The sequence below is a fragment of the Halalkalibacter flavus genome, from assembly GCF_036663575.1.
Lineage (GTDB): Bacteria > Bacillota > Bacilli > Bacillales > Bacillaceae_D > Halalkalibacter > Halalkalibacter flavus.
In genome coordinates this window covers 35,651-60,867 of record NZ_JAWRVK010000005.1, presented here as the reverse complement: position 1 = coordinate 60,867, position 25,217 = coordinate 35,651, and the positions used below count along the sequence as shown (strand labels likewise).

The window sequence follows — 25,217 nt, the reverse complement described above, 5'->3', positions numbered from 1 at the left end:
GCTTTTCCCCCTCCTCTTGCTTATAGCGAATGTCTTAACAACTGTTAGATTTATCTTGCAATCGTTAACGAAGCTACTTTTGTTGCTCCGTGTTCCTGTAACACCCTTGCTGCTTGTCTCACAGTTGTCCCTGTTGTGTAAATATCATCAATAAGTACCATGTTTTTTCCTTTTACATCGCTTTCGCTTTTGAAAGAAAATGGATTTTGTTTGAATTGTCTAATTCGTTGTTTACGGTTCTTTTTGCTTTGTTTTTCTCCTTCTGTTCTTACTAAACTATCTATGGCATCGGCCCATCCTTTCATCAGTAAACTAGACTGATTGAATCCTCTCGCAAGAAGACGTTCATTACTTAATGGCATTGGTACTGGTACATACCCTTGAAAATGTTTCTCATACATGTTGGCTAATTTATTTGTAAAAAAAGACGCAATAATCGCATCACCACGGAACTTAAACGTGGCTAACCATTCCTTTAAAAAGGCATTGTATTCATAAATGGAAAGATTCTTCTCAAGTATCTCCCCTTGCTGATCCCAGCGCCAGCAGTCCAGGCATTGTTCCCCTTTTCTATATGTTTGAGATAGCTGATCTAATGAGCGAGAGCATTTTATACAACGGCGTCCACTAATCAAAACTAATTTCGATTCACAAGTTTGGCAAATCTGTGATAGTTGCTCGATCATCAACAAGCGCCTCCACCCTGGCTGATCATAATACGTTCCATGACAAGCTAAGCATCTGTTCATGAAAATCCTCCTTCACGATTCATTTGTTCGATATGAGCCTGCGCTGCACGCATCGCCTTAGTTACTCCGTAATGAAAAAAGACAATATCGCCAGTAGGTGTTTCTTTTTTCCTTCCAACACGCCCAGAGATTTGAACAAGCGCCGCTTCTGTAAACACATCATCCTCTGACCCAAGTACCGCCACTTGTACACCAGGAAATGTAACTCCGCGTTCAAGGATCGTTGTCGTTACCATCAGTGATATGTTTTTGCGTCGAAATGCTTGTACTGCTTCGTGACGATTAGGGTCAGCCGCATGAACAGAAGCATGTTCAATGGAGTTTTTTATCAAGATTTGTGAAATCGTTGCAAGAGTGGATACAGAAGGGACAAAGAGGAGAAGTAGTTTTTTCTTAGCGAAATACGTTTGGATCCAGTGATGTATCTTGGGTGGGAGTTGACTCTTTTTAACTTGCTTTTTCCAATTACCTATCCATTGAAATCGAGGAACGGGGAGAGGAAATCCGTGATATCTCTTTGGAATTTTCACAATGTTGAGGGAACGTTTTTTGACTAATTGGGCTGATGGGGTTGCACTTAAGAGGATCGTTGTTGCTATTGGTTTTTTCGCATGATCAACAGCATATTGAAGGCTTTCATCATAAGAAAATGGAAAGGCATCGACTTCATCGACAATAACTACATCAAACGCTTTGTAAAAGCGCATCGTTTGGTGAGTTGTAGCGAGAACGAGTTGTGCATTCGAATGCCGGATTTTGCTGCCGCCATACAAGGCAGTAATGGAGACTTGCGTGAAACTAGCTTGGATGCGGGGGTACAGCTCTTTTACAACATCAGTACGTGGGGTGGCAATGAGGACTCGTTTCCCTGTGGCAAAAGCTCTTTCTAAACCGTGAAACAGTACCTCCGTTTTTCCTGCACCACATACGGCCCAAACGAGTAATTCTGTCTGGTCGATAATGGCTTGAATGACTGATTTGGAAGCTTGTTTTTGTCCAGGAGACAATTCTCCTTGCCATTTTAGCGTATCTTGTAGATTGCCGTGAGAGGTTGGCGGTCCACTCCACGAGTACAATTGTTGACAGCTACTGATTTTTCCAAGCTGTAAGCAGTGACGACAATATGAACAGTCTTGCTCACAACGAGCACAATGATGGACGCCAAATAATGAGCGATCTTGATTGCCGCAACGCTTGCACTTGAGGCTATTTCCATTTTCATGTAACCCACTTACTTTTTCGATAACGTTTTGTGCCAGCGCTTCCGTAATTACATCTTGCTGGAAAGGAATTTCCGAAAGAAGGAGTCGTTTTCCTGCGAGAAATTGGGCAAGTGATTCAATTTGCGGGGACAGTTTCATCAGGGATCACCTCATTTTTTTAAAGAAAGAGCACGCAACATAGGGATGTCAGCATGCTCTTTGATTTTATAACTAGTTTTGTTTTTGCCAAGATAAGCCTAGACTGCCGGCACCTAAATGCGTACCAATGACCGGTCCGAAGTAGCTTATATCTACGGTAACGTCATTAAAACGTTCGGTGATCGTCGCTTGAAGCTGCTTAGCTCCTTCTAGGTTGTCCGCATGGATAACCGTAGCGATAAAATTGCCACCTTTATTCAAGTCTTCTTCTAGCAATTGAACGATACGCGATAATGCTTTTTTCTCTGTTCTCACCTTTTCGTAAGGAACGATGCTTCCTTCTTCAAAATGCAAGATTGGCTTAATCTTCAGCAGGTTTCCGACAAGTAACTGCGCTCCCGAAAGTCTTCCGCCGCGGTGCAAATGGTTAAGATCATCAACCATAAAGTACGCTTTCGACGTTTCTTTTAGCGAAATTAATTTCTCAATGATAGTATAGCCATCTTCTCCAGCATTCGCCATTTTGGCTGCCTCAAGAACATAATAGCCTTGAGGTGCACAACTTACTTCTGTATCAAACCCAAGCACTTCGATGTCTTCAACCATTTCTCCAGCACTCATTGCCGATTGAAAGGTACCGCTAATTTTGCTCGACAAATGAATCGTTACCACTTGTTTGTAGCCTTCTTTGGCAAGACGCTCAAATAATGTAACGAAATCCCCAATCGCAGGCTGAGATGTCTTTGGGAGCTGCTCCGCTGTTTTCATTTCCTCATAAAATTGATCAGTCGTCAAGTCGATCTCTTCTTGGTATGACTTCTCTCCGAACACAACATTAAGAGGAACCATCTCAATTGATAATTCGTTACAAATGTCTTTAGGTATATAGGCTGTACTATCCGTTACAACAGCAACACTCTTATTCATGCAAAGGTCCTCTCTTTTTTCAAAGTCTCTACTTCTAATGACTGGGAAATCTCTATTCTTACTGTACATGGAAATGTCTAAGCTTTCAAGAAAAAGCCGTATGCGGCTTTTTCTATAGGTAATGTGCGGAGCCGTCGCCTTCTTTTAAGGCTATTCTGAGTGGTCTTCTCAAAATAATCGCGCGACGAGTGGGACCATTGCTCTTCTTTTGAGTATACTTTCAGGATTTTTTATCAAAAAAGAGAGAAAGCATCGTCTGCTATCTCTCTTCATCGTTACCTAACAATCACATATCCTTTTTTTATTGCTTCAACTACAGCTTGTGTTCGGTCATTTACACTCATCTTTTGTAAAATATTGCTGACGTGGTTTTTAACCGTTTTTTCACTAATGAATAACGTTTCCCCAATGGCACGATTGCTTTGCCCATCTGTCATTAGTTGCAGCACTTCACATTCACGACGAGTGAGAATATGTAGTGGTTTGCGATATTCAACTTCACGGAAGCCAATTGATTCTTCATGAAGATCATCTTCCGTTGCAAGTCTGCGGTATTCATTAATCAAGTTATGTGTAACCTTTGGATGTATGTATGCTCCACCTGAGGCAACAACTTTTACCGCTTCAATTAGTGCTGATGCATCCATCTCTTTTAATAAGTAGCCAGATGCCCCTGTCTTTAATACATGCGTCACATATGACTCATCATCATGGATTGATAAAATTAACACTTTGGCATTTGGGAACGTTTGAATGAGTTCTTTTGTTGCTTCCACTCCGCTCATTTGCGGCATATTTATATCCATAAGAATGACATCAGGACGATGGATTTTTACAAGTTCAATCGCTTGTGAGCCGTCTTGACCATCTGCCACAATATCAAATTCAGGTTCCATCGATAAAATTCGCTTGACTCCCTCACGAAATAACTGATGGTCATCAATGATGACGATTTTAATTTTCTCTTTGACTTCACTCATCATTTTCACCTCTCCGCTGACATGTTTTTTTACTAGTTACATATTTTTTATCGTATGTTACTTTGCAGAATTTAATGGGATGCCAATGATGACAATCGTTCCAACCTTTAATTCTGATTGAATCTTCATCTCACCTTTTAGCATGTTCACTCTTTCTTTCATTCCGATTAATCCAAATGATCCTTCCTTTTTCTGAGCAGGATCAAAGCCTTTGCCATCATCTTTAATTATCATTATAACCTTGTTTGTCTTGATTTCAATTTTCACTTGAATCTCCGTCGGTTCAGCATGCTTATAGGCATTTTGTACCGATTCTTGTACGAGACGAAATAAGGCAATTTCTAATTCTTGAGGCAGTCGCTCATCTTTACCGAAATGTTGAAACACTACAGATACTTGATTATGCTCTTCAAATGTTCTCAAATACTTTTTTAAAGTAGGAATTAATCCGAGGTCATCAAGCGCCATTGGTCTCAAATCGTAAATAATTCTTCTCACTTCCGCAAGTGAGGATTTTACCATTTTTTTCATGTCTCTAATCTCGTTCAGCGCTTCATCTATTCCTTTTTCTTGATAAATTCGTTCAATTAGCTCAGAACGCAGCATCACATTAGCCATCATTTGGGCAGGCCCATCATGGATTTCTCGTGAAATCTTTTTCCGCTCATCCTCCTGAGCCTCAATGATTTTCAGTCCAAATGCTTGCTTTTCGCGCGCATCCTCGATAACATCAGTAACTTGCTTAATGTTACTAGATAGGAATTTGTTTACGATAGACATTTGCCCAGAAAGTTGTTCTGCTCGCATGACCGTATCCTTCAAATTAATCAGCCTTCGTTCAATTTGGTCACGTTTATCCCGTAATTGAATTTCTTCTTGTTTTAAAACAGCTAGTTTCACCTGATAGTTATTCGCTTTTTCATAGGTAATGCGAACTTCCTCATTTGTAAATTTATCGAAGGCTTTACTAACTTCAACTAATCGGCTGCGTGCAAGTCGAGCGTACACTTGTGTCTTGTCCGTTTTTTCGATAACTTCTATTACTTTCATTCGGACTTCTTCTAACTCTTTTTCAAGTGCTTGTTGTTCGAGCCTTGAATATTCCTCAATTTCAAAAATTTGTTCACGACTTTGGCCTACTGTATCTAACGTTTGATCTATAATCTTGTCCAAAATTTTTGTGTCTGTCATACCAACACCAACCTTTAGTTGAAGATAAAACGATCCAGTTGCTATGTAAAAAAGAATTCGATATCCTTATTTTACAACATCTTCAACGAAATAACGCATAAATCTTTTTTTGGGCGCTATTATTAGTTAAGAAGGAATAGGTATTTGAGGATGGGAGACTACAACGAATCTATCGTACCATAGCTTTATTACATAATGATTGCTCAGTTTTGTAAAACTATGAAAAAAGAAGGGGGAATAAGTTATGGCTCTAGCAACCTATCACACGGTAAAAGGACCAGGTGAACATGAAATCGTCATTCAAAAGTCACGCTTTATTGCGTTTTTTGATCGTGTTGAAACAGAAGAAGAAGCTCAAGCATTTATTGAACGGATTAAAAAAGAACACTGGAATGCAAATCATAATTGCTCTGCCTATATGATCGGCGAACGCGACGAAATTCAAAAAGCCAATGACGACGGCGAGCCTAGTGGTACAGCAGGTGTGCCGATGCTTGAGGTATTAAAAAAGCGTGGGCTGAAAGACACAGTCGTCGTTGTTACCCGCTACTTTGGTGGGATCAAACTTGGTGCTGGCGGCTTGATCCGCGCGTACGGCGGCGCAGTCAGTGAGGGGCTCAATGCCGTTGGTGTCGTTAAGCGTTCACTGGTGAAAGTCGTTCATACAGAAGTGGACTACCACTGGCTCGGAAAGGTCGAACACGCGTTAAGAGAATCGCCTTATCAAATGAAAGGCACTGAATACTTGGAGCAAGTTGATGTCCAGACGTATGTCGAGGTTGATGATCTTGAGGCGTTTGAAGAATGGATGACAAACATGACAAATGGACAAGCAAGGATTCGCCAAGGCGAAGAAACGTATTTGGAGACTTTAGTGGAGTAAAGAGGGGTCTGACCCCTACCCTAATGAGGTATAGGTATTTACATAGAGGAAGGAGCTTATTTATGACTGAAACGACATTGCAACTAAAAACAAACTCTCGTGATCAGATGATTGATATTACTAGAGACATCGCTGAATGGGTGCGCTCTGTTGGGGTGAATAATGGGATCGTTGTTGTGTCTTCCCTGCACACGACAGCTGGCATCACTGTCAATGAGAATGCGGATCCCGATGTGAAGACGGACATGCTTAGACGATTTGATGAAATCTACCCATGGCATCATAATAAGGACCTTCATATGGAAGGCAATACCGCTGCACATATGAAAACGAGTACAGTTGGACATGCCCAGACGATTGTGATCTCTGGAGGTCGACTTGTGCTAGGGACATGGCAAGGGGTGTATTTCTGCGAATTTGATGGTCCGCGACATCGGAAGGTATTATTAAAGGTGTTGGAAGGATAAAATTTAGCCTATTTCATTGATTTGCTTAGGTGGAGGGGTGGAGGCTTATTGGGGCCTTAATCCTCCACTTTTTTTATTCTGTTATGCATTCAAGTATGAGCGTTACTGCTCTTGTAAGTTCTTGCTGTGACATGCTCGGTAGCTGCGCATTCGTGACTGCAAGCTCATGACTTGCCGGAATATGAATAAATCCAGCTGGACAGCTGATGTGATGTTGCTTTAGGTAGTCTAGCATTTGATACATAATATTGTTGCAGAGGTACGTTCCTGCTGTGTTGGAGATTTGAGCTGGGATGGACGCTTCATTTAGTTTGTTGACCATCGCTCGATTAGGCAGCGTTGAGAAATAAGCAGCAGGGCCGTCCTCTCGTATGAGAGCGTCTTGAAGGGCTTTTCCTTCATTATCAACTTCCCCATCACTGCAGTTGATTGCGATCCGTTCTGGCGTAATGCTATTACGACCGGCTGCAAGGCCTAGCATAATGACTGCATCGGGCTGGTGTTCTTCGAATAGCTTGATCAGCTGCTTTGCTGATTTGGAAAAGGCTACAGGGAGGACTTCTCCAATTATTTGTTTGTTACCAACCTGTTGGCCATTCAGTTCACGGGCGATTGCTTCTGTCGGATTTATGCCATGATCAAGGAAAGGGACGAATCCAGTAAGTAGTACACGCATTGTTGGTCCTCCTGAAATTATTGGTTTAAAGTTTTCAGTGGTTTTCTATTTATTTCCTATTCATTTCCCGGGGTCAGACCCCTCTGCACTTCTTCACTGCAGCACTGCATTACCGCACAGCGGGTCAGACCGCTCTTCACTACTTTACTGCAGCAAACAGAAAAGCAGCGGCCTTAGCCACTGCCCTTCCTCACCTATCAATCCTAGAATCGTCTTACTTCTCCACAACTCTCGGATCAAGCGCATCGCGCAGTCCATCACCGATAAAGTTAAAGCACAACACCGTAATTAAGATGAGCAAGCCTGGGAAAGTTGGATACCACCAAGCGTTACGGAAGATCGTAATACTTTGCGAGTCGGTTAGCATGTTCCCCCACGATGCATTTGGCGGCTGCACTCCTAGTCCGAAGAAGCTCAATGCAGATTCTGCTAGGATGAAAGACCCGACTGCAAGTGTTGCAGCAACGATGACCGGACCTAATGCGTTCGGTAAGATTTGCGAGAAAATAATTCGAATATTAGACATCCCGATGGTCCGGGAAGCTAGCACGAACTCCCGCTTTTTCAGTGACAAGAACTCTCCTCGAACAACACGGGCAGTTCCTGTCCAACTGAGTAAAGCAAAGACCAAAATTAAAATATTAATACTCGGGTCTAAAATCGCAACTAATGTAATCAATAAGAAGATATTCGGGAATGCAAGGATAATATCTACGAGACGCATTAAGAATGCATCAACTAATCCTCCGAAATACCCTGCAACTGCTCCAATTACTGCTCCAATCGTAACTGCGCCTAACATCGATGCGAAGCCTACATACAAGGAAACCTGTCCACCGTACAGCATCCGGCTGAATAAGTCACGACCTAGGTGATCCGTACCAAGCCAGTGCTCTGCACTCGGAGCATCTAAACGATTTCGTAAATTTTGATACGCCGGATCATGTGGAGCTAAATAAGGCGCTAATACACAAGCAATGGTAATAATCGTCAACATAACTAAGCCAAAGACCGCTAGCTTATTTTGAAAAAACTTTGCAACAATAATGGATAAAAGGGATCGACGTTCGCCGAGAACTTGCTTGTCTTCAACCCCATGTCCAAACTTCCCTAGTTGTGGTTGTTGTTGTGCACTCATGCTCTTCGTCCCTCCTTAATACTCAATTCGCGGATCAAGTACTGCATATAAAATATCTGCAATCAAGTTCCCAATGACTGTTAGCAATGCACCAAACATTGTGATGGCCATGATTACTGGGTAATCACGCTGGAAGGTCGCATCGATAAACATTTTCCCAATCCCAGGCCAGTTAAAAACCGACTCAACGATCGCAGAACCACCGATCATCGTTGGGAGCATTAAACCAAACATCGTAATAACAGGGATTAGCCCGTTACGCAGACCGTGCTTATAAATAACGCGGCGTTCGCGGAACCCTTTTGCACGAGCTGTACGAATGTAATCCTGATTAACCACTTCAAGCATACTTGAACGCGTATAACGCGTAAGGCCAGCCATATCTGCTGTTGCTAAAACAAAAGCAGGTAAGATCAAATGATGAAGTCTATCAATAATACTAAATTCTGCACCAATGGTCGCAACCCCACCAACTGGAGTCCAGCCTAGTTGAACGGAAAACAACATTATCAACATAATACCGAGCCAAAAGTTAGGAGTTGCAAGCCCCACAAAGGAACCCATCGTAACCCCGTAATCGGTTAAGGAATATTGCCTTGTTGCTGAGATAACCCCGAACGGTATCGCTATAATCGCTGCTATAAACAAGGATGAAGCCATCAATAATAAAGTGTTCGGTAAACGATCTAAGATCATATCAGTAACCGGTATTTTTCTTGAATAGGATGTTCCAAAGTCACCTTGTACGACATTGCCTAACCAACGAACATATTGAACCGGAATCGGATCATTTAACCCTAAACGTTCAATTTGCGACTCACGTACTTCAGGAGGAATCTCTGGATCAAGGTTCATTATTGCTGGTTTACCAGGTGCTGCGTACATAATAGCAAATGATAGAACGGAAATTCCAAATAGTATCGGGATCATCATAACGACCCTCTTAATGATGTAACTAATCATGATTACATTCCTCACAATCCCTCAAGATAATTTAGTAGAGTAGGAAGGGGAGGGATTCACCCCTTCCCCCCACTACTTGAAGGCTTTATTCAGATACATACCACTCGTTAAGTTTGTACATGTTAACACGTGGGTGATGAGTGAAGCCTTCTACACGGTTGTTAAGTAAAATATGTTGCTCTGGGTAGTAAAGGAACGTGTAAGGTTGCTCCTCAGCAAGAATCTCATAGATCTCACCGATAACAGCCGCACGCTCATCTTGGTCGATGATTCGCTTGTTCCCACCAGCTAGCTCATCAACACGGTCATTACGGTATGAAATGTTGTTTAAGCCATTTTCGATTTCACGAGAATGCCAGATTGCCGTTGGATCTGGATCTAGTGCAAGAGCCCATGCAAGGACAACAGCGTCAAAGTCATAGTTTGGTGGGTTAATTTGATCTAAGAACGCGCCCCACTCCATTTGACGAGGTTGTGCTTCAACACCGATTTCAGCAAGCATTTGTTGAACGATAACACCGATGTCACGACGAATGACGTTACCATCGTTTGAAAGAATTTCAAACGAGAATTTCTCTCCGTCTTTTTCAAGGATTCCGTCAGCACCTGGCTCCCAACCAGCTTCAGCTAAAAGCTCAAGAGCGCCTTCTGGATCATAATCAAATTCAGTCACACCATCTGGGTATGCCCAGCTAAGTGGAGATGCAGGAGCATGTGCAACTTCCCCACGTCCATCCATGATTTCATCAACGATTAATTGACGGTCAATCGCCATCGTTAAAGCTTGACGAACACGTACATCATCAAATGGAGCACGGTCGTTGTTCCAACCAATATAGTCATAACGAAGTGCTAAAACAGAAGAGATACGACCGTGGTCATATGTTTCTGCTGTTGCAAGTTCGGTTGCAGGAAGAATCATCCAGTCAATTTCGCCAGTTTCAAAAGCTAAAAGCTCAGCATTTGTATCAGCAAATACACGGAATGTTACTTTATCAAGGTTTGGACGACCAGCAAAGTAATCCTCAAATGCAACTAACTCGATGTATTGTCCATCTTGGTACTCAACAAATTCAAATGGACCAGCACCAACTGGGTTGTTACGGTTATATTCCATATGCTCTTCAAGATCAGCTACAGGAACGTCTTCAAGAATGTGCTTAGGAAGGATTCCATAAGTATGACGAGTGATGAAACTTGCATCTACTTCGTTTAAAGTAAATGTAACAGTATATTCATCAATTACTTCAACACTTTCAAGCTCAGTGAAGTCGCCAGCGCGTGGACCAGTGTAATCTTCGTTTTTGAAGATATCATAAGTAAACTTAACATCTTCAGCAGTTAGCTCTTCCCCATCATGGAAAAGTACACCTTCGTTAAGTGTGAACGTATACTCTAACCCATCTTCACTGATCTCAGGAAGGTCAGTTGCAATCATTGGGATTAGTTCTAAGTTTTCATCAGATTCTAGTAAACTAGCATGAATTAAATCAATGACATCTGCAGAAGCAGTATCTTGAGAATATAACGGGTTAAAAGTTACAGGCTCTCCAGAAGTACCTAAAATAACACTACCACCAGCAGCCGCTTCACCTTCAGCTGCATCCTCATCTGTTTCTTCCGTTGGCTCATCAGCTGGGTCTTCAGCCGGAGCATCATCATTACCGCCACAAGCAGCAAGGACAAGCATAAATGCGAGCGCCAAGCCAAGCAGCATTAACAACTTCTTGTTTAACATCGTATTTCCCCCTTACCTTTTCGTTTAAATTGGTTGATTACACATGTCCTCCCCATTGAGCTCCCCTCGCTCGACAACACCTCCCTTACAGAATATAGAAGAATCTTCTAAAAAATAGTATGTACAAAAGGGGGTTTAGGGTTTATCCCCCATCTTGCTTATGTCACATCATTGCTTCATTGTTATACAGGTGGCATGCAACAAAACGATCTTTTCGAACTTCTCTAAATTCAGGAATGTCCACCTTGCAATGGTCCATCGCTTTTGGACAGCGTGTATGGAACACACAACCAGTTGGCGGATTCGACGGGTTTGGAATATCCCCTTGTAATATAACTCGCTCACGCTTACGCTCTGATGGATGCGATTTTGGTACCGCTGACAAAAGAGCTTGTGAGTATGGATGAAGTGGTTCATTATACAAGTCATACTTACTAGCAATCTCCATCATATTTCCTAGATACATAACCCCAATGCGATCAGAGATATGTTTTACTACCCCAAGGTCGTGGGCAATGAACAAATACGTTAAGCCAAATTCATCTTGTAAATCTTTCATTAAGTTCAACACTTGTGATTGAACTGATACATCAAGGGCTGATACAGGCTCATCGCCGATAATTAATTTCGGGTTTAGCGCGAGTGCACGAGCAATCCCGATACGCTGACGTTGCCCGCCTGAGAACTCATGCGGATAGCGGTTTGCGTAAGATGGATTTAAGCCAACTTTCTCCATCAATTTTTCGATATACTCTTGGCGCTCTTTCCCTTTATATAGTCCGTGAACGCTTAACGGTTCTTTTAAGATTGCACCGACAGTTTTACGAGGATTTAATGATGAAAAAGGATCTTGGAACACCATTTGAATGTCACGGCGATACTTTAGAAGTTCACGTTCTTTGAGCTTCGAAATATCTGTTCCATCAAAGATGATTTGCCCTTCTGTCGGCTCATACAATCGCATAATCGTACGACCAGCTGAGGATTTCCCACAGCCCGACTCTCCTACAAGGCCAAATGTTTCTCCTTTTTTTATCGAAAACGTAATCCCATCAACCGCTTTCACATTTCCGACGGTTCTTTGGAAAAAGCCTTTTTTTATTGGAAAGTACTTTTTTAATCCTTTTATTTCAAGCAGCACATCGTTACCTACATTTGTGCTTGTTTCTCTTTTCGTAAGCTGTACACTCATGACTCGTTCCTCCCTTCCTCGTGCAAGAAACATCTAACCTTGCGCCCTGGTTCAACTTCCACCAATTCAGGAAGCTCCTGTGAACATCGATCAAATGCAAGAGGACAACGCGTAACGAAGCGGCAACCTTTAGGGAAATTATCCGGCGTTGGAACGTTTCCAGCAATTGATGTTAAACGATCTTGCTCTACATCTAGTTTCGGAACTGACTCCATTAATCCAACCGTATATGGATGTAGTGGCTTATCAAATAAAGGCACAATATCCGCTTCCTCCACGACTTGACCTGCATACATGACAACGACTCGATCAGCAAGCTCTGCCACAACACCTAAGTCGTGAGTAATAAGAATAATAGAAGAATTAAACTTATCACTTAAGCCACGCATCAAATCAAGAATTTGGGCTTGTACGGTTACGTCTAAAGCTGTCGTTGGCTCATCAGCGATAAGAAGCTTTGGATCATTGCTCATTGCCATTGCGATCATGACACGCTGTCTCATTCCTCCAGATAAACGGTGAGGATAGTCAGCCAAAATCTCATCTATTCTTGAAAAACCTACTAACTCAAGCATTTCCTTCGCTCTAGCATATGCTTGTTTTTTCGTGAGCTTCTTGTGGTAGATGAGCGTTTCCATCAATTGATCACCAATGGTCAATACTGGGTTTAATGACGTCATTGGTTCTTGAAAGATCATTCCAATGTCATTTCCACGAACTTTAAACATACGGTCCTGTCCGTGTTTTAACAGATCGTCCCCATTAAAGAGAATTTCTCCACCAACGGTTTTCCCACCAGGAGATGGAACAAGTTGCATAATTGATAAAGTCGTCATACTTTTCCCAGAACCTGACTCACCAACGATAGCTACCGTTTCCCCTTCATGTACTTGAAACGACACATCATCTACAACAGGAAGCTCTTTTCCTTTTTTATAAAAGTAAGTCTTTAAATTACGTACATCTAATAATGGCTGATTTGTCACCATCTTCACCTCATTTATCTTAGAAGACTTTGCATAATTACCGATTGAACTGGATTAATATTAACAATTGCAATAAGATTCTGAAATTTTTTTATTGATTTTCTATATACGAGAAAGAATCTTTGTATTGCTTTAATTCAATACTCACATCAACAGAGATCACGCCATCCATATTAGCAAGTTCCTTGTTAACAAAATGAACAAGATCGTCATTGTTTTTAAAATAGGCTTGTATTATTAAATCGTGACGACCAGAAAATGCACCGACAAAACGAACTTCTTGATATTGATTCAGAGTTGTCGCAATTTGCTCCTGATGCCCTAGCTTTGTGACGATCCCGATAATGACTTGAACATTTAATCCAATTTTGTTTGGGTCCATATGAATAATAAATTCGAAAACCCCGTCTTTTAACATTCGGTTGATTCGCGTTCGAACGGTTCCTTCACTGACGTTCAGCAGCTTTGCAATCTCCGTATAAGAACGCTTTCCATTCTCTTGTAAAAATCCAAGAATTGAAAAATCCATTTCATCTAATTTACTCATATGACCACTCTCTTCGATAACGAATTTTGCTAGAAAACTAGTATTTTATTACGAAATTTATTAATTTCACATATTTTTCTGCAAATTTCGTAAATTGGACTAACGTCATTATAATTTAATACTTCTGTTAATGCAATATTCTTTCTTTTTAAAATAATATTTTTCTTGCGAGAATTTCTAACAAACAGAATAGTAAGTTATGATTTCATATGTGATTTCCATAATATTTAGCACTATTTTTTTTCGAAATTGACACAATAACTCGAGTATTGATACGAATTCCCTCACATCAGTAAAACTCATCCACAGAGTAAAAACAGACCATTTGGTTTCTTACAATAACTTATGCATCCGCGACGTATATTTGGGGTCAGACCCCTCTGTAGTTCTGTACAGTATTGCAGAGGGGTCTGACCCTCTTTGAAACTCCTACATGTTTTCCCTCAATCTTCTTATTTACTAATCTACTTTTTTTAGATACTATGAAGTAAGTGTAGAATATTGTCTTATTTTCGGGTTAAACCTTTTGAAATTTATAGATGAAAGAAGTAATACATTATTTATTAAAAGTGAGGTATTGCGTATGACGCAAATAAAGTCTAGGCACCGTAAAAGAAGAAAGAAAAAAAATATATTTCGTATTATTATGGTTATAAGTCTTGTAAGTCTATTGGGGCTTGGAGCTGCCGTCAGTTATTTCATTTATCAGCTCTCTAATGTAACAGCCAACACTCAGTTAGAACTTGACCGGGGTGAAAAGTCAGAGCGCAGAGAGGTCGCTGTCGATCCATCAAAAGATAACATTTCTGTATTAATACTTGGAGTTGACGATCGAGATGGCGATTTAAGAGGACGAACAGATGCAATGCTTCTTGCAACCTTTAACAAAGAGCTAGGTACTATTAAACTTTTAAACATTCCGCGTGACTCCTATGTTGAAATACCAGGCAGATTGAATCACGATAAAATCAACCATGCCCATTCTTTTGGGGGACTCGATTTAACAATTGAAACAGTAGAGCATTTATTTGATATTCCTGTTGACTATTTCGTTAAATTAAACTTTGTCGCATTTGTCGAAATTATTGATGCCCTTGGCGGGGTTGAGGTTGATGTACCATTTACGTTCAGTGAGATGGATAGTCAAAACAACAAAGAGAGTATTACTTTATTTGAAGGACGACATACGCTAAACGGAGAAGAAGCATTAGCATTTACACGGATGCGTAAAAAAGATCCACGCGGAGACTTAGGACGTGGGGATCGTCAACAGCAAGTAATCAAAGGAATTATTGATAAAGGAGCATCACTTTCATCGATTGGAAACTATGGCGATGTGATGCAAAGTGTGGAAGACCACATGACTACAAACTTAAGCTTTGGAAACATCATTGCTCTTCACTCTTATGCTAGTGGTCTAAATGACATTGAATCTTTATCGTTAGCAGGAAATGATGCACGTATAAATGGTGTCTACTACTATCAGCTTCATGATGAATCCGTAAACGAGCTTTCAGAGATCTTCCAAGTTCACCTTGGATTGAAGGAAGCGGAAACTCAATACGAAACAGAATATAACCAATATGACTCAGAATAATTTCTGAGTCATTTGTTTTATAATGACATAAAAATGGGGGTGTCTCAAAAGGTCTGTTTTTGACCTTTTGAGACACCCCCGAAGCAATGAGCGGAGTCGCTACATCTTTTAAAAGCTTTGAGAGGAGAGGTTTTCTCCTCTCAAAGCGCGTAGCGAACGGAGCCATTGCCTCCTCTATTCTGGACTTTTGGGACAGCTTCATTTTTCATATTTCAATGGTCGTTTGGCACTAAATCTTCTTAAAAACTTTAACATTGGCCGGTAGTCTTGACTTACCAATCCTACACGCTCCACAATCAGCTGGATTGCAATAATTATTACACAGATAATAATCATTGATATCCATAACGTTGACATCGTCAACATTACAGCAGCTAACCCAAAGAACGCAGTCATCGCATAAATAACTAACACTGTCTGCTTATGTGAAAGCCCTAATCTTAGTAAGCAGTGATGCAAATGAGACTTATCCGGCGAAGACAAAGGTTGCTTGTTCACTAAACGGCGAACAATGGCAAATAGTGTATCCGAAATAGGGATTGCTAAAATAATAACTGGGATTAACAGTGAAAACATCGTTACATTCTTAAACCCTAATAAAGAGATGACCGAAATCATATAACCTAAAAACAAAGCTCCTGTATCACCCATGAAAATCTTTGCTGGGTTGAAATTATGGATAAGAAACCCTAACGTACTTCCTAACAGGATCACACCTAGCGACGCAACAAAAAGATCCCCTTGCATAATCGCTAATGATGAAATTGTAATTAACACAATCGCTGAAACCCCTGCTGCTAGACCATCTAACCCGTCAATTAAGTTAATCGCATTCGTTACCCCAATAATCCATAACAATGTTAACGGAATACTAAACCAGCCAAGCTGTAGTTGCCCATCAAATGGCAAGTTAATAAATTGAACTTGTACACCACCATATATAACAATACCAGCTGCAAGCAACTGTCCAAACAATTTCCATTTAGCCGAAAGCTCTATCATATCATCGAGAAAACCGGTGACAATAATTACGAAGCTTCCAATTAAGATCGGCAATGTAAATTCACTATTTGGCTGTAAAAGAACAAAACCTACAAGAAAACCAATATATATCGCCAAACCACCTAAACGTGCCATTAACGTTTGGTGTACTTTACGGTGATTTGGTTTGTCAGTTGCACCAATTTTTATTGCAAAACGCTTTACAAGCGGTGTAATAAGCACCGTCACGATAAAGCATATGATTAAAGCAAGAGCAAGCATAATTACCCTCCTTATTCCTTACCTTCTCCAGTATCAACACTTTTATTTCTTTTTTATGAACTTTATTTGTATCTTTTTATACTAAAGCAATTTCCCCATAATGGATTGTACCATAAAGATCGTAAAGCGGAATCAAAAACTTTTCATTTTATGCAGATTGACACAATTTCACACAATTTAGATGTGTAAATTTACCTTTTTTACACTTTCCAATCGTTAACTCTATGAAATATGTAACATTTTGATATAATAAAACTACAAATTTTGTAAGAGGAGGTCGAAATTTAATAGTTTAGCTCATAATCATAGGCAAGATCTAGTAGTTTAGTAAAACATTTAATAAGTTAGGAGTTTATTTATGCAACGATTCCGTTTCCTTTTTATCCTTCTTTCAGTAGCTATTGTTGCTTTTTCCGGTAGTGGATTGGCTTTAGCCGATAACATTGTAGACAACGTAGAAACATATCCAATTATTGACGGCGAACCAATTGAACGAGTTGAATATGTAGATCCAGTTGAAGTTGTACAAGCTTCATCTTCAAATAGTGGTGCCACGTTTACATTTACTGGTGATGGCTGGGGCCACCGTATTGGTATGAGTCAATATGGTGCACGCGGCATGGCACAAGATGGAAAAAACTATGAGCAAATTTTGAAACATTATTACCAGGGAATTAAACTTGGTACAAGAGAAGATCGCGATGTGAGAGTAATGTTATCTCCATCCGAAATTTTTTCAATTGAACCAAACAGTAATTACAAATTATATAACGCTGATAATAATGAAGAAGTTTCATTTACTGGCAAACTTGAATTTAGTCAAAAAAGCAATAAAGTCGTTGTAAAAGCAAACGATCAAGAAATCACATCCGACAAAGGATTTGAATTGAAAGCAACGAACAACTCGAACGACACATTTGCTGCTGTGTCTCAAGTTACACAAGGAACCTCTACAGTAGATGCACAATACCGTGGATCTTTTATTATTGGTGTTGGAAACAACCAACCAACCTTAACGAACGAATTAAAGATGGAAGATTATTTACGCGGTGTTGTTCCTAATGAAATGCCTGCTTCTTGGAATTTAGAAGCATTAAAAGCACAAGCTATTGCTGCGCGTACGTATGCACATGTCCAAGTAAATTCAAACAGCGGTACATTAGTTGATACTGTTGCTGACCAAGTTTACAAAGGAAAGGCAACTCGTGCGCATTCTGATGTAAGCTGGCAAGCTTCTGAGTACTCTCGTTCTGATGATGCGATTAAACAAACAGTTGGAGAAGTAGCATTAGATAACAACAATATCCTGATCAATGCTGTTTTCCATGCTAGTTCAGGCGGGCATACAGAAAACAGTGAAAATGTTTGGACAAGTAGTGTTTCTTATTTAAAAGGTGTAGATGATTCATACGATACCGCTACAAGCCCATTTAACAATTGGCAAGTTATTGTACCAAACGCAACAATTGCACGAGCTGTTTTCGGTACAACAGATATCATGGTTGAAAATATTCAAATTACAAAAAGAACGGATGCAGGCTCTGTTCAAGAAGTGAAAGTAACAGGTAAGCACAAATCAACAGGCAAAGCGCACTCTGTTGTATTACCTTCTGGAAATGCAGATGGTTTACGTTCTGCTTTTGGCGTATCACTACGCAGCATCAAATTCGATGTAGAGCGCAATGACATCTTCACTGACGTAACAAACACTTTCTCAGGTTTTGAAGAAATTATGTTTCTTTATGGTCGTGATGTCATTACTGGTTATCCAGACAACAGCTTTAGACCAAACCAAACGATTACACGTGTACAAACTGCAAGAATGCTTGATCGTGAGTTGAAATTATCAGCACCTCCAAGCAGCTACAACCTGAAAGCTACTGATATTTCAAGTGACCAGTCGTATTATGAACTATTCCGTAAAATGGAATATCACGGTATTATGACAGGCAGCAACGGAAAAATGAATCCTGGCGGGGACTTAACACGTGCACAAATGGCTGCAGTACTAACACGTGCCTTCAACTTAACAAAGCCAGACAGTGTAACTTTTTCCTATGCTGATATTAATAGAAATACGTATAATCAATCACTTCTAAAAGAGATTGATACGATTGCTTATCATGGGTTAACAACAGAACACGGCGATCGCGCGTTTCGTCCAAACCAATCAACAAACCGCGTTCAGTTCTCACGTTTTATGACTCGTGCCATTGATGAGTCGTTTAGATAAATAGTATTTGCAACTGACAAAAAACTATGTAGTAAAAAGACGAAGCTGGTCACAGCTTCGTCTTTTCTTATCTCCCAATTCCATGATAAATGAATCCAGCCTCTCGCATGGCCTTCGGTTCATATACATTTCTTCCATCGACAACGATGGCTCGATTAAGCTTATTCTTGATCATTTCTGGGTCGAGCGTAACAAACTCATCCCACTCAGTGACCAAAATCATTACGTCAGCACCTTCAAGCGTCTCTTCTACATTCGCTCCATATTCAATGCGATCCCCAAGAACCTTTTTTGTATTTTCCATCGCAATCGGATCGTACGCTTGAACGGCCATCCCCATTTCTAATAACTGGTTAATAATTTTCAAAGCTGGCGCATCACGTATATCATCGGTTTCAGGTTTAAAGGCAAGGCCAAGTACGCAAGCTTTTAATCCACTTAATTCCGTTCCGAAGATTCCTTTTACATGCTCAATAATACGTGAACTTTGACGTTCATTGACCCCTTCTACTGCTTGTAACAGCTCAGGTGTATATCCTGCCGATTGCGCTAAATGAATAATGGCCTTCGTATCTTTCGGAAAACAAGACCCACCATAGCCAAGTCCTGCATTTAAAAATTTCGGCCCAATTCGGTTATCGAGACCCATTCCTCTAGCAACAGCTTTCACATCGGCTCCATACGCATCACAAATGTTAGCAATTTCATTAATAAACGAAATCTTTGTTGCTAAGAAGGCATTGGACGCATATTTAATCATTTCTGAACTGCGGACATCTGTCACCACAATCTCTTCTGTTAAAGGCTTATGTAAAGCAACGAGCATCTCTTCTGCTTTCTTGGACGATGTCCCAATGACGATTCGATCAGGGTTAAACGTATCCTTAACAGCTGATCCTTCACGAAGGAATTCTGGAACAGAACAAACATCAACCTGAGCCTTTCCATTCTTTTCTTTTATAATCTCTTCAACCTTCTCAGCTGTACCAACAGGGACCGTAGATTTATTAACAACAACCTTATAATTTGAATCAAGTGCTTCTCCGACTTCTTCGGCAACAGCATAGACGTAAGACATATTTGCCGATCCATCTTCTGCTGCTGGCGTACCTACAGCAATTAAGATAATGTCTGAAGCTGCAACAGCTGCAGACAAATCTGTGCTAAATGTTAATCGGCCTTTTTCTTGATTACTTACCACTAACTCTTTTAATCCAGGCTCATAAATAGGGATCTCTCCACGCTTTAACATTTCAACTTTTTCATCTATTTTATCAACACAGATTACCGTATTCCCAAGCTCGGCAAAACAAGTTCCCGAGACGAGTCCTACATATCCAGTTCCTACAACAGCTAATTTCATCCTCGTTTCACAACCTTTTTCTTTAACTTAGTACGAATCGCTTCATATTCTGGAAAACGCAATACGTACAAAATGAAACCTACTACTATGATGGAAGCACCCCCACCAACTGCGAGAGTTACTATTGGCATATCAATCGTAACGACGTTCTTTACTGCTAATTGAACAGCGATAAGTCCCCCGAACAGAACAGCAAATTTCATAGCTGTGCTCATGATTTTCGGACCAAATAATTTTAACTTAAGGACATATTTTGCTGCAACAATTAACATAATGAAGTTACAAATAGCGCTAATCGACGTTCCAGCCGCCAACCCAGCAGCACCAAACCGTTCGATAAATAAAAGATTAAGTATAACATTGATTCCAAAAACCGAAATCGTCCCTAATAATACTGGCAGCACTGATTTTTCCTTTGCATAGAAAAAGCGTGTGACATAAAGGTTAGCTGAGTGAGCAAACATCGCAATGACTAATATTTGAAAAAGAGGTGCGGCAATTAACGTCGATTCTCTTGTGAAACTTCCGTATTCAAATACAAGTCTAAAAATTTCCTCAGCGTAAAAGAAAGCAAAAATGGTTGCTGGAATAATGATGATCGTCATCATTCGCAACCCTTTTTGGTAAAGGGCTTGGATATTATCCTGCTCATTTGCCGCTACTTTTTTAGCAAGCAGTGGATAGATAACTGTTGTAACAGCTGTCATCAGCACACTTTGCGGCAATTGAACAATTTTAGATGAATAGTTTAATGCGGCAATTGCCCCTGCTGCTAACTCCGATGCGAAAACTCGATGGATCAGAAAATAAAATTGTAAGGTGGCGCCACCCAAAATAATCGGCAGAGCTAAACGCCACATCTTCTTAAAATCATCGTCGAGCTTGAAATTTAAACGGAATCGGACAAACTTCCCTTTCTTCAGTAAAATCACTAACATAATCGCCATAGCAATCGCACTAAGGATTGCCCCATACGCATGCGCATACGGTCCGATATAAGGGAAAGCAACAACCGCAACAATCACAAACACCACATTCATCACTAAAGTTGATGTTGTTGCTAACGTGAACTTCCCATTTACATTTAATATGCCCGTAAACCACATGGACAAGACAAGAAACAACGTTGCTGGCGCCATAATTTGAAATAGGTCTGCAGTTAGCCTAACCTCTTCTACTGCAAATCCTTGAAACAACAAACCAATAACCGCTTCTGAAAATACCATGAGTAACACCGTAAATACCAATAACAGTAGCGAAAGCCACGTAAAAATGGAGCTTACAAACGTCTCTCTTTTCAACGGGTCATCCATTTTACTAAATATCGAGATAAATGCTGTCGTGATCGCTCCACCAAGAACGACATAAAAGAAGTTCGGCAGCGTATAGGCCGCAATGACGCTATCTGCAATATCTGTTGTTCCGAACTGATAACCTATGACTACTTCTCGTAAAAAACCGATAAACCGCGATCCAAGATTGATCACGGCTACTGCTCCAATAATTTTAAATAACGTACTGCCTTTCACGTCCCGTTCACTTCTTTCCGTCATTCCCTAATAAAATTAGATTGATTTAATAAAATCATCAATAAGCCCAATCATCCGATCCCTACCACTTTCAAATGGAACGGGCTCAAAACTTTTTGCTTCTTCAAGCTTTGACACGAGATCCTCCATCTCTACTACACTCAAAATATGACCTTTTTTACTGAACGTTTCAGAGATTTCAATTTGATGATCATCATTATGTTCTCCGTATTTTTCTAAGCGTGCAGCCGCAATAACGGTTTTGCCTTTTTTCACACCGGTAATAATTGAACCCGTGCCTGCATGGGTGATGATTAGTCTCGCCTGATCAAAGTACGCTTCCATATCAGCGTAGCTCATAAATGGAATAAGCTTCATTGTCTCACTTTTATACGGAGTATGCCCCACTTGTACGACAACTTCTTCTGAGATTACTTCTTCCTTCTGCAGACGTTCAACCTCTTCTAGTAATCGCGTAAAGGGCAGCTCATGCGTTCCTAATACTACAAATATCAATAGATAGACCCCCCATACACGGCTTTCGGGTAGACTTTTTTCATCGATTCCCATTGAACAATAAATAAGTCAGCAATTGGATAAACCATACGCCCAGCTAGATTTGGCGTTGTCGTTTTAGCAAAGCTTTCAATGTAAACGACTTTTTTTCCAAACAGCTTAGCAATATAGCACATTGGAACTGCGGTATGAGTTCCTGTTGTAACAATTACATCTGGCCTCTCTTTTAAGAAAATAAAAAAGGACTTAATACAATTAAAAGAAAACTTAAATAAGTAGCTAAATAAGTAATTACGAGCTCCATACACTAAGAAAGACACAGGATATTCTTTTGCTAATTCTCTCGTGATACTCGATTCTTCCGTTACAATATGGTAGTCATATTTCTCAAATAATGGCTTCAACTGCAAAAGTTGTGTCAAATGACCACCAATCGAGGAGATGAACATTACTTTTTTCTTTTTATTTCTTTTCATCTTCGATCACCTTATTCTCATATATCTCAAAGACCTTTTCAATTAATAGTTCTTGATCGTTTTCTAGCGCTCTTTTTCTACCAGCCTTAATTAACTGCTTTCTGAAGTCCTCATTCTCAATGACTTTCCTAATACCCCTCGCTAATGAATTGGGATCTTCCGCTTCAACTAATACCCCATGATCATTATCTAGTAGAGTTTGAAGTCCACCTACCCTTGCTCCAACAACTGGTGTTCCACAAGCCATTGCTTCCACTGCAACAAGTCCAAATCCCTCCATATGGGACGGAAGGACAAACACATCCGCTGCTGACATCCATATCGCAACCTCCGCTTGAGGAACAGCTGGAGAAAGATGAACATCTGTTAGTTGATGCTGCCTTATATATTCTTCAACTTCTACCTTAAATGATTCAAGCTTAGGATTTCCCACTAAATAAAGAGATAAATTTCCTTGCTCTTTCTTCAACATTTTATAAGCTTCAAGCAGGTCTAGTATCCCTTTTTCTCTTATAATGTTTCCAACAAAAACTATTGGTCTTTCACCCTCGTTTATCCCGAGAACTTGCCGTGCCTCATTAACTTCATGTGGTTGAAAAACCTCTAAATTGACACCCATATTAATGACCGACAGTTTTTCTTCTGGGATGTGGTACTCTTCATGAATTTCACGATATAAATCATGGCCTACCGTAATCACGTGGTCAGCCTCTTTTAATATTTTTGACGTCCATTGCTTAATTCGCTCACTTTTTTTAGCCATCCGGTTTATATCTCCACCATGAGCGGTCACAACCATTCTTGTTTTAAACCATTTTTTAAATAAGAGGGCAAGCATTCCCGTAGGAAAGACGTAATGAGCGTGGACAACATCATAGCGTCTTCCTTTAAAAAGAAACGAAAACATGGTCTCCGTTGCCCACTTTACATACTTTTTTAACACGTTAGGCTTGTCCATATCTGGATCAGATACAGCAACAACGTCAACTTTCGCCCCATGTTCTCTTAATGCCTGAACTTGATTTTTTACAAAAATGCCAAACGTTGAACTTTTTGCCCCAGGGTACATGTTACTTAAAACAAGTACCCGCTTTTGTTTATTCATTTTCTTTCTCCTTCATATGCCAGTTCATCCCGATTCCTAAGAAGAGCCAAAACCATAGTGCAATTTGGTGATTTTCCCAGGCTGTAGACAATAAACCCATAATAACAAAGGCAATCCCAAATGTAACAACAAATAAACCTATCCATTTATAAATCAATTGATTTCGTTCAGCAAACAAGGTCATCTCCTTTAACACTTTAAACAAGAAATAACCGAGTAGAATAACTCCAATAATGCCGTATTCAACAAGAACATACAACGCATTGTTATCTACTGTACGCATTGTACTCGGAAGCCCTTCATGCATAAATTGGTGGAATGGTGAGTTAAAGACAAACGCAGCATTACTCCCAAACATCCCTGGACCAACCCCAGCAATTGGATTAAACATAAACACTTCTAACCCACTTAATATGATAAGGAAACGGTAGTTCTTCGTTAAATCTAACGTATATAGATTCCGCTGAGCAAATCCTTCAAGAAAGGCAAGAGCAAGACCGTATCCTACGATAAATAAAATAATGAGTCCAATAGCAACCTTTAATAGAATACGAAATGCATTGTTTTTTCGATTGATAATACCAATTATAGCAAAGCAGCCGATTAACGCTAAAAAGGCTTGACGTGAAAACGTTAGTGCAATTGCCGTTAATAACACCGCAACGATCACCAAATAAATCGTCTTCTTCTTTGTAGAGAGCTCTTGCCGGTAAACAAATACATAGAGAGCGACAAGCAAAAGCACGGCAACTAAAAATCCAGCAAGTGTATTACTGGAGTCCATTAATCCAAATGCACGGACTTCTTCACCGATTGCAATGCTTCTTCTTTGTGATACATCTCGTAACGGTAGTGGAACAAGCAAAGCAATTTGAATAAAGCCAATAATTGATTGGAAAATAGCCAAGCCAATAATTAAATGAAAAACTTTTTTCACCCAGCTAGCGGGAATATCCAAGGCAAGCAAGATAAAAAACAAAATTGCATATTGAAACAATGCACGGACTCCAAAGACACCTTGAGTAAACGGAACATTGTTCACAAACATACTAAATAACGCAAAACTCATAACGAGGATTAAACTCCCGTTAATCGGATTTTTCAACTTCGTTAGTAAATGTCTCCGACCAATTTGAGGATGGATAATCACGATAAGAGCCATGGCAACAAGGAGCATTTCCCCCGTATAGGAAATTGCCATTCGGACGACCCCTGGAAGTAAGTTCCCCCAAATCCTTGTAAACTGTAGTTCAATCGATGTCCAAATGACAAGTAAGACGGTAGCTACCAAGAGGAGCCGATTCGTTCGTTCCACCGGTAAATATTTCTCTATCATA

At 40.2% G+C, this 25,217-nt stretch carries 23 protein-coding genes; 4 read left to right on the top strand and 19 right to left on the bottom strand.

Translation table 11 applies throughout. The features are described 5' to 3' along the window. Positions 1–50 precede the first annotated feature (50 nt). The 5 genes from SAY88_RS04935 to SAY88_RS04915 form a co-directional block, all read right to left on the bottom strand. Entirely contained in the window at positions 51–749 is a 699-nt protein-coding gene (locus tag SAY88_RS04935) for a ComF family protein (RefSeq protein ID WP_332629841.1), read from the bottom strand. Further along, the gene (locus SAY88_RS04930) at positions 746–2,110 is read right to left on the bottom strand and encodes an ATP-dependent helicase ComFA (protein WP_332629839.1); all 1,365 of its coding nucleotides are present in this window, start codon (positions 2,108–2,110) and stop codon (positions 746–748) included. The genes SAY88_RS04935 and SAY88_RS04930 overlap by 4 nt, the downstream gene beginning before the upstream one ends. A 72-nt stretch (positions 2,111–2,182) precedes the next feature. Next, positions 2,183–3,037 (bottom strand): DegV family protein, encoded by an 855-nt coding sequence (locus tag SAY88_RS04925; RefSeq protein WP_332629837.1) that lies wholly within the window; start codon positions 3,035–3,037, stop codon positions 2,183–2,185. 275 nt (positions 3,038–3,312) lie between these two features. Beyond that, positions 3,313–4,017 (bottom strand): response regulator, encoded by a 705-nt coding sequence (locus tag SAY88_RS04920; RefSeq protein WP_431308840.1) that lies wholly within the window; start codon positions 4,015–4,017, stop codon positions 3,313–3,315. A gap of 57 nt (positions 4,018–4,074) precedes the next feature. After that, entirely contained in the window at positions 4,075–5,208 is a 1,134-nt protein-coding gene (locus SAY88_RS04915; RefSeq protein WP_332629833.1) for a sensor histidine kinase, read from the bottom strand. A gap of 244 nt (positions 5,209–5,452) precedes the next feature. Between SAY88_RS04915 and SAY88_RS04910 the strand changes: the two genes are divergently transcribed. Together SAY88_RS04910 and SAY88_RS04905 are read left to right on the top strand one after the other, a co-directional pair. Then, positions 5,453–6,091 (top strand): YigZ family protein, encoded by a 639-nt coding sequence (locus SAY88_RS04910; protein ID WP_332629832.1) that lies wholly within the window; start codon positions 5,453–5,455, stop codon positions 6,089–6,091. Positions 6,092–6,153: 62 nt separating this feature from the next. Next, positions 6,154–6,558, top strand: a complete 405-nt coding sequence (locus SAY88_RS04905) for a secondary thiamine-phosphate synthase enzyme YjbQ (protein WP_332629831.1) — start codon at positions 6,154–6,156, stop codon at positions 6,556–6,558. A gap of 73 nt (positions 6,559–6,631) precedes the next feature. On the opposite strand, the gene pcp is transcribed toward SAY88_RS04905, so the two are convergent. The 7 genes from pcp to SAY88_RS04870 all read right to left on the bottom strand — a co-directional run bounded on the left by pcp (position 6,632) and on the right by SAY88_RS04870 (position 13,798). After that, on the bottom strand, positions 6,632–7,234 hold the full coding sequence (gene pcp / locus SAY88_RS04900) for a pyroglutamyl-peptidase I (protein ID WP_332629829.1): 603 nt from the start codon (positions 7,232–7,234) through the stop codon (positions 6,632–6,634). Between the two features lie 214 nt (positions 7,235–7,448). Further along, positions 7,449–8,372 carry an oligopeptide ABC transporter permease gene (gene opp4C, locus SAY88_RS04895; protein WP_332629827.1) on the bottom strand — a complete coding sequence of 308 codons (924 nt, stop codon included), beginning with the start codon at positions 8,370–8,372 and terminating at the stop codon, positions 7,449–7,451. Positions 8,373–8,387: 15 nt separating this feature from the next. After that, entirely contained in the window at positions 8,388–9,335 is a 948-nt protein-coding gene (locus SAY88_RS04890) for an ABC transporter permease (protein ID WP_332629825.1), read from the bottom strand. Between the two features lie 85 nt (positions 9,336–9,420). Then, a complete protein-coding gene (locus SAY88_RS04885) occupies positions 9,421–11,073 on the bottom strand; it encodes a peptide-binding protein (RefSeq protein ID WP_332629823.1) in 1,653 nt (550 codons plus the stop codon). 163 nt (positions 11,074–11,236) lie between these two features. Further along, positions 11,237–12,265 carry an ABC transporter ATP-binding protein gene (locus tag SAY88_RS04880; RefSeq protein WP_332629821.1) on the bottom strand — a complete coding sequence of 343 codons (1,029 nt, stop codon included), beginning with the start codon at positions 12,263–12,265 and terminating at the stop codon, positions 11,237–11,239. Next, on the bottom strand, positions 12,262–13,254 hold the full coding sequence (locus SAY88_RS04875; RefSeq protein WP_332629819.1) for an ABC transporter ATP-binding protein: 993 nt from the start codon (positions 13,252–13,254) through the stop codon (positions 12,262–12,264). Before SAY88_RS04875 ends, SAY88_RS04880 begins: the two co-directional genes overlap by 4 nt. An 88-nt stretch (positions 13,255–13,342) precedes the next feature. Continuing rightward, positions 13,343–13,798, bottom strand: a complete 456-nt coding sequence (locus SAY88_RS04870) for an Lrp/AsnC family transcriptional regulator (RefSeq protein ID WP_332629817.1) — start codon at positions 13,796–13,798, stop codon at positions 13,343–13,345. 583 nt (positions 13,799–14,381) lie between these two features. Between SAY88_RS04870 and SAY88_RS04865 the strand changes: the two genes are divergently transcribed. Next, positions 14,382–15,395, top strand: a complete 1,014-nt coding sequence (locus SAY88_RS04865) for an LCP family glycopolymer transferase (RefSeq protein ID WP_332629815.1) — start codon at positions 14,382–14,384, stop codon at positions 15,393–15,395. Positions 15,396–15,593: 198 nt separating this feature from the next. On the opposite strand, the gene SAY88_RS04860 is transcribed toward SAY88_RS04865, so the two are convergent. Continuing rightward, positions 15,594–16,658, bottom strand: coding sequence for a glycosyltransferase family 4 protein (locus SAY88_RS04860; RefSeq protein ID WP_332629814.1), 1,065 nt, complete (start codon positions 16,656–16,658; stop codon positions 15,594–15,596). Positions 16,659–17,016: 358 nt separating this feature from the next. On the opposite strand from SAY88_RS04860, the gene SAY88_RS04850 reads away from it, so the two are divergent. After that, complete coding sequence (locus SAY88_RS04850; RefSeq protein WP_431308838.1) at positions 17,017–18,891, top strand: SpoIID/LytB domain-containing protein; 1,875 nt, start codon at positions 17,017–17,019, stop codon at positions 18,889–18,891. A gap of 67 nt (positions 18,892–18,958) precedes the next feature. On the opposite strand, the gene SAY88_RS04845 is transcribed toward SAY88_RS04850, so the two are convergent. The 6 genes from SAY88_RS04845 to SAY88_RS04820 are packed head-to-tail and all read right to left on the bottom strand — an operon-like array spanning position 18,959 to position 25,216. Beyond that, the gene (locus SAY88_RS04845) at positions 18,959–20,254 is read right to left on the bottom strand and encodes a UDP-glucose dehydrogenase family protein (protein ID WP_332629812.1); all 1,296 of its coding nucleotides are present in this window, start codon (positions 20,252–20,254) and stop codon (positions 18,959–18,961) included. After that, positions 20,251–21,783: a murein biosynthesis integral membrane protein MurJ gene (gene murJ, locus SAY88_RS04840; protein WP_332629810.1), complete on the bottom strand. Its 1,533-nt coding sequence runs from the start codon at positions 21,781–21,783 to the stop codon at positions 20,251–20,253. Before murJ ends, SAY88_RS04845 begins: the two co-directional genes overlap by 4 nt. Before the next feature lie 36 nt (positions 21,784–21,819). After that, positions 21,820–22,299, bottom strand: coding sequence for a PssE/Cps14G family polysaccharide biosynthesis glycosyltransferase (pssE, locus tag SAY88_RS04835; RefSeq protein ID WP_332629808.1), 480 nt, complete (start codon positions 22,297–22,299; stop codon positions 21,820–21,822). Beyond that, positions 22,296–22,775 carry a PssD/Cps14F family polysaccharide biosynthesis glycosyltransferase gene (pssD, locus tag SAY88_RS04830; protein ID WP_250095677.1) on the bottom strand — a complete coding sequence of 160 codons (480 nt, stop codon included), beginning with the start codon at positions 22,773–22,775 and terminating at the stop codon, positions 22,296–22,298. Before pssD ends, pssE begins: the two co-directional genes overlap by 4 nt. Further along, positions 22,762–23,880: a glycosyltransferase gene (locus SAY88_RS04825; RefSeq protein WP_332629804.1), complete on the bottom strand. Its 1,119-nt coding sequence runs from the start codon at positions 23,878–23,880 to the stop codon at positions 22,762–22,764. The genes pssD and SAY88_RS04825 overlap by 14 nt, the downstream gene beginning before the upstream one ends. Further along, positions 23,873–25,216 (bottom strand): O-antigen ligase family protein, encoded by a 1,344-nt coding sequence (locus SAY88_RS04820; RefSeq protein WP_332629802.1) that lies wholly within the window; start codon positions 25,214–25,216, stop codon positions 23,873–23,875. Before SAY88_RS04820 ends, SAY88_RS04825 begins: the two co-directional genes overlap by 8 nt. Between the last annotated feature and the right edge of the window lies 1 nt (position 25,217).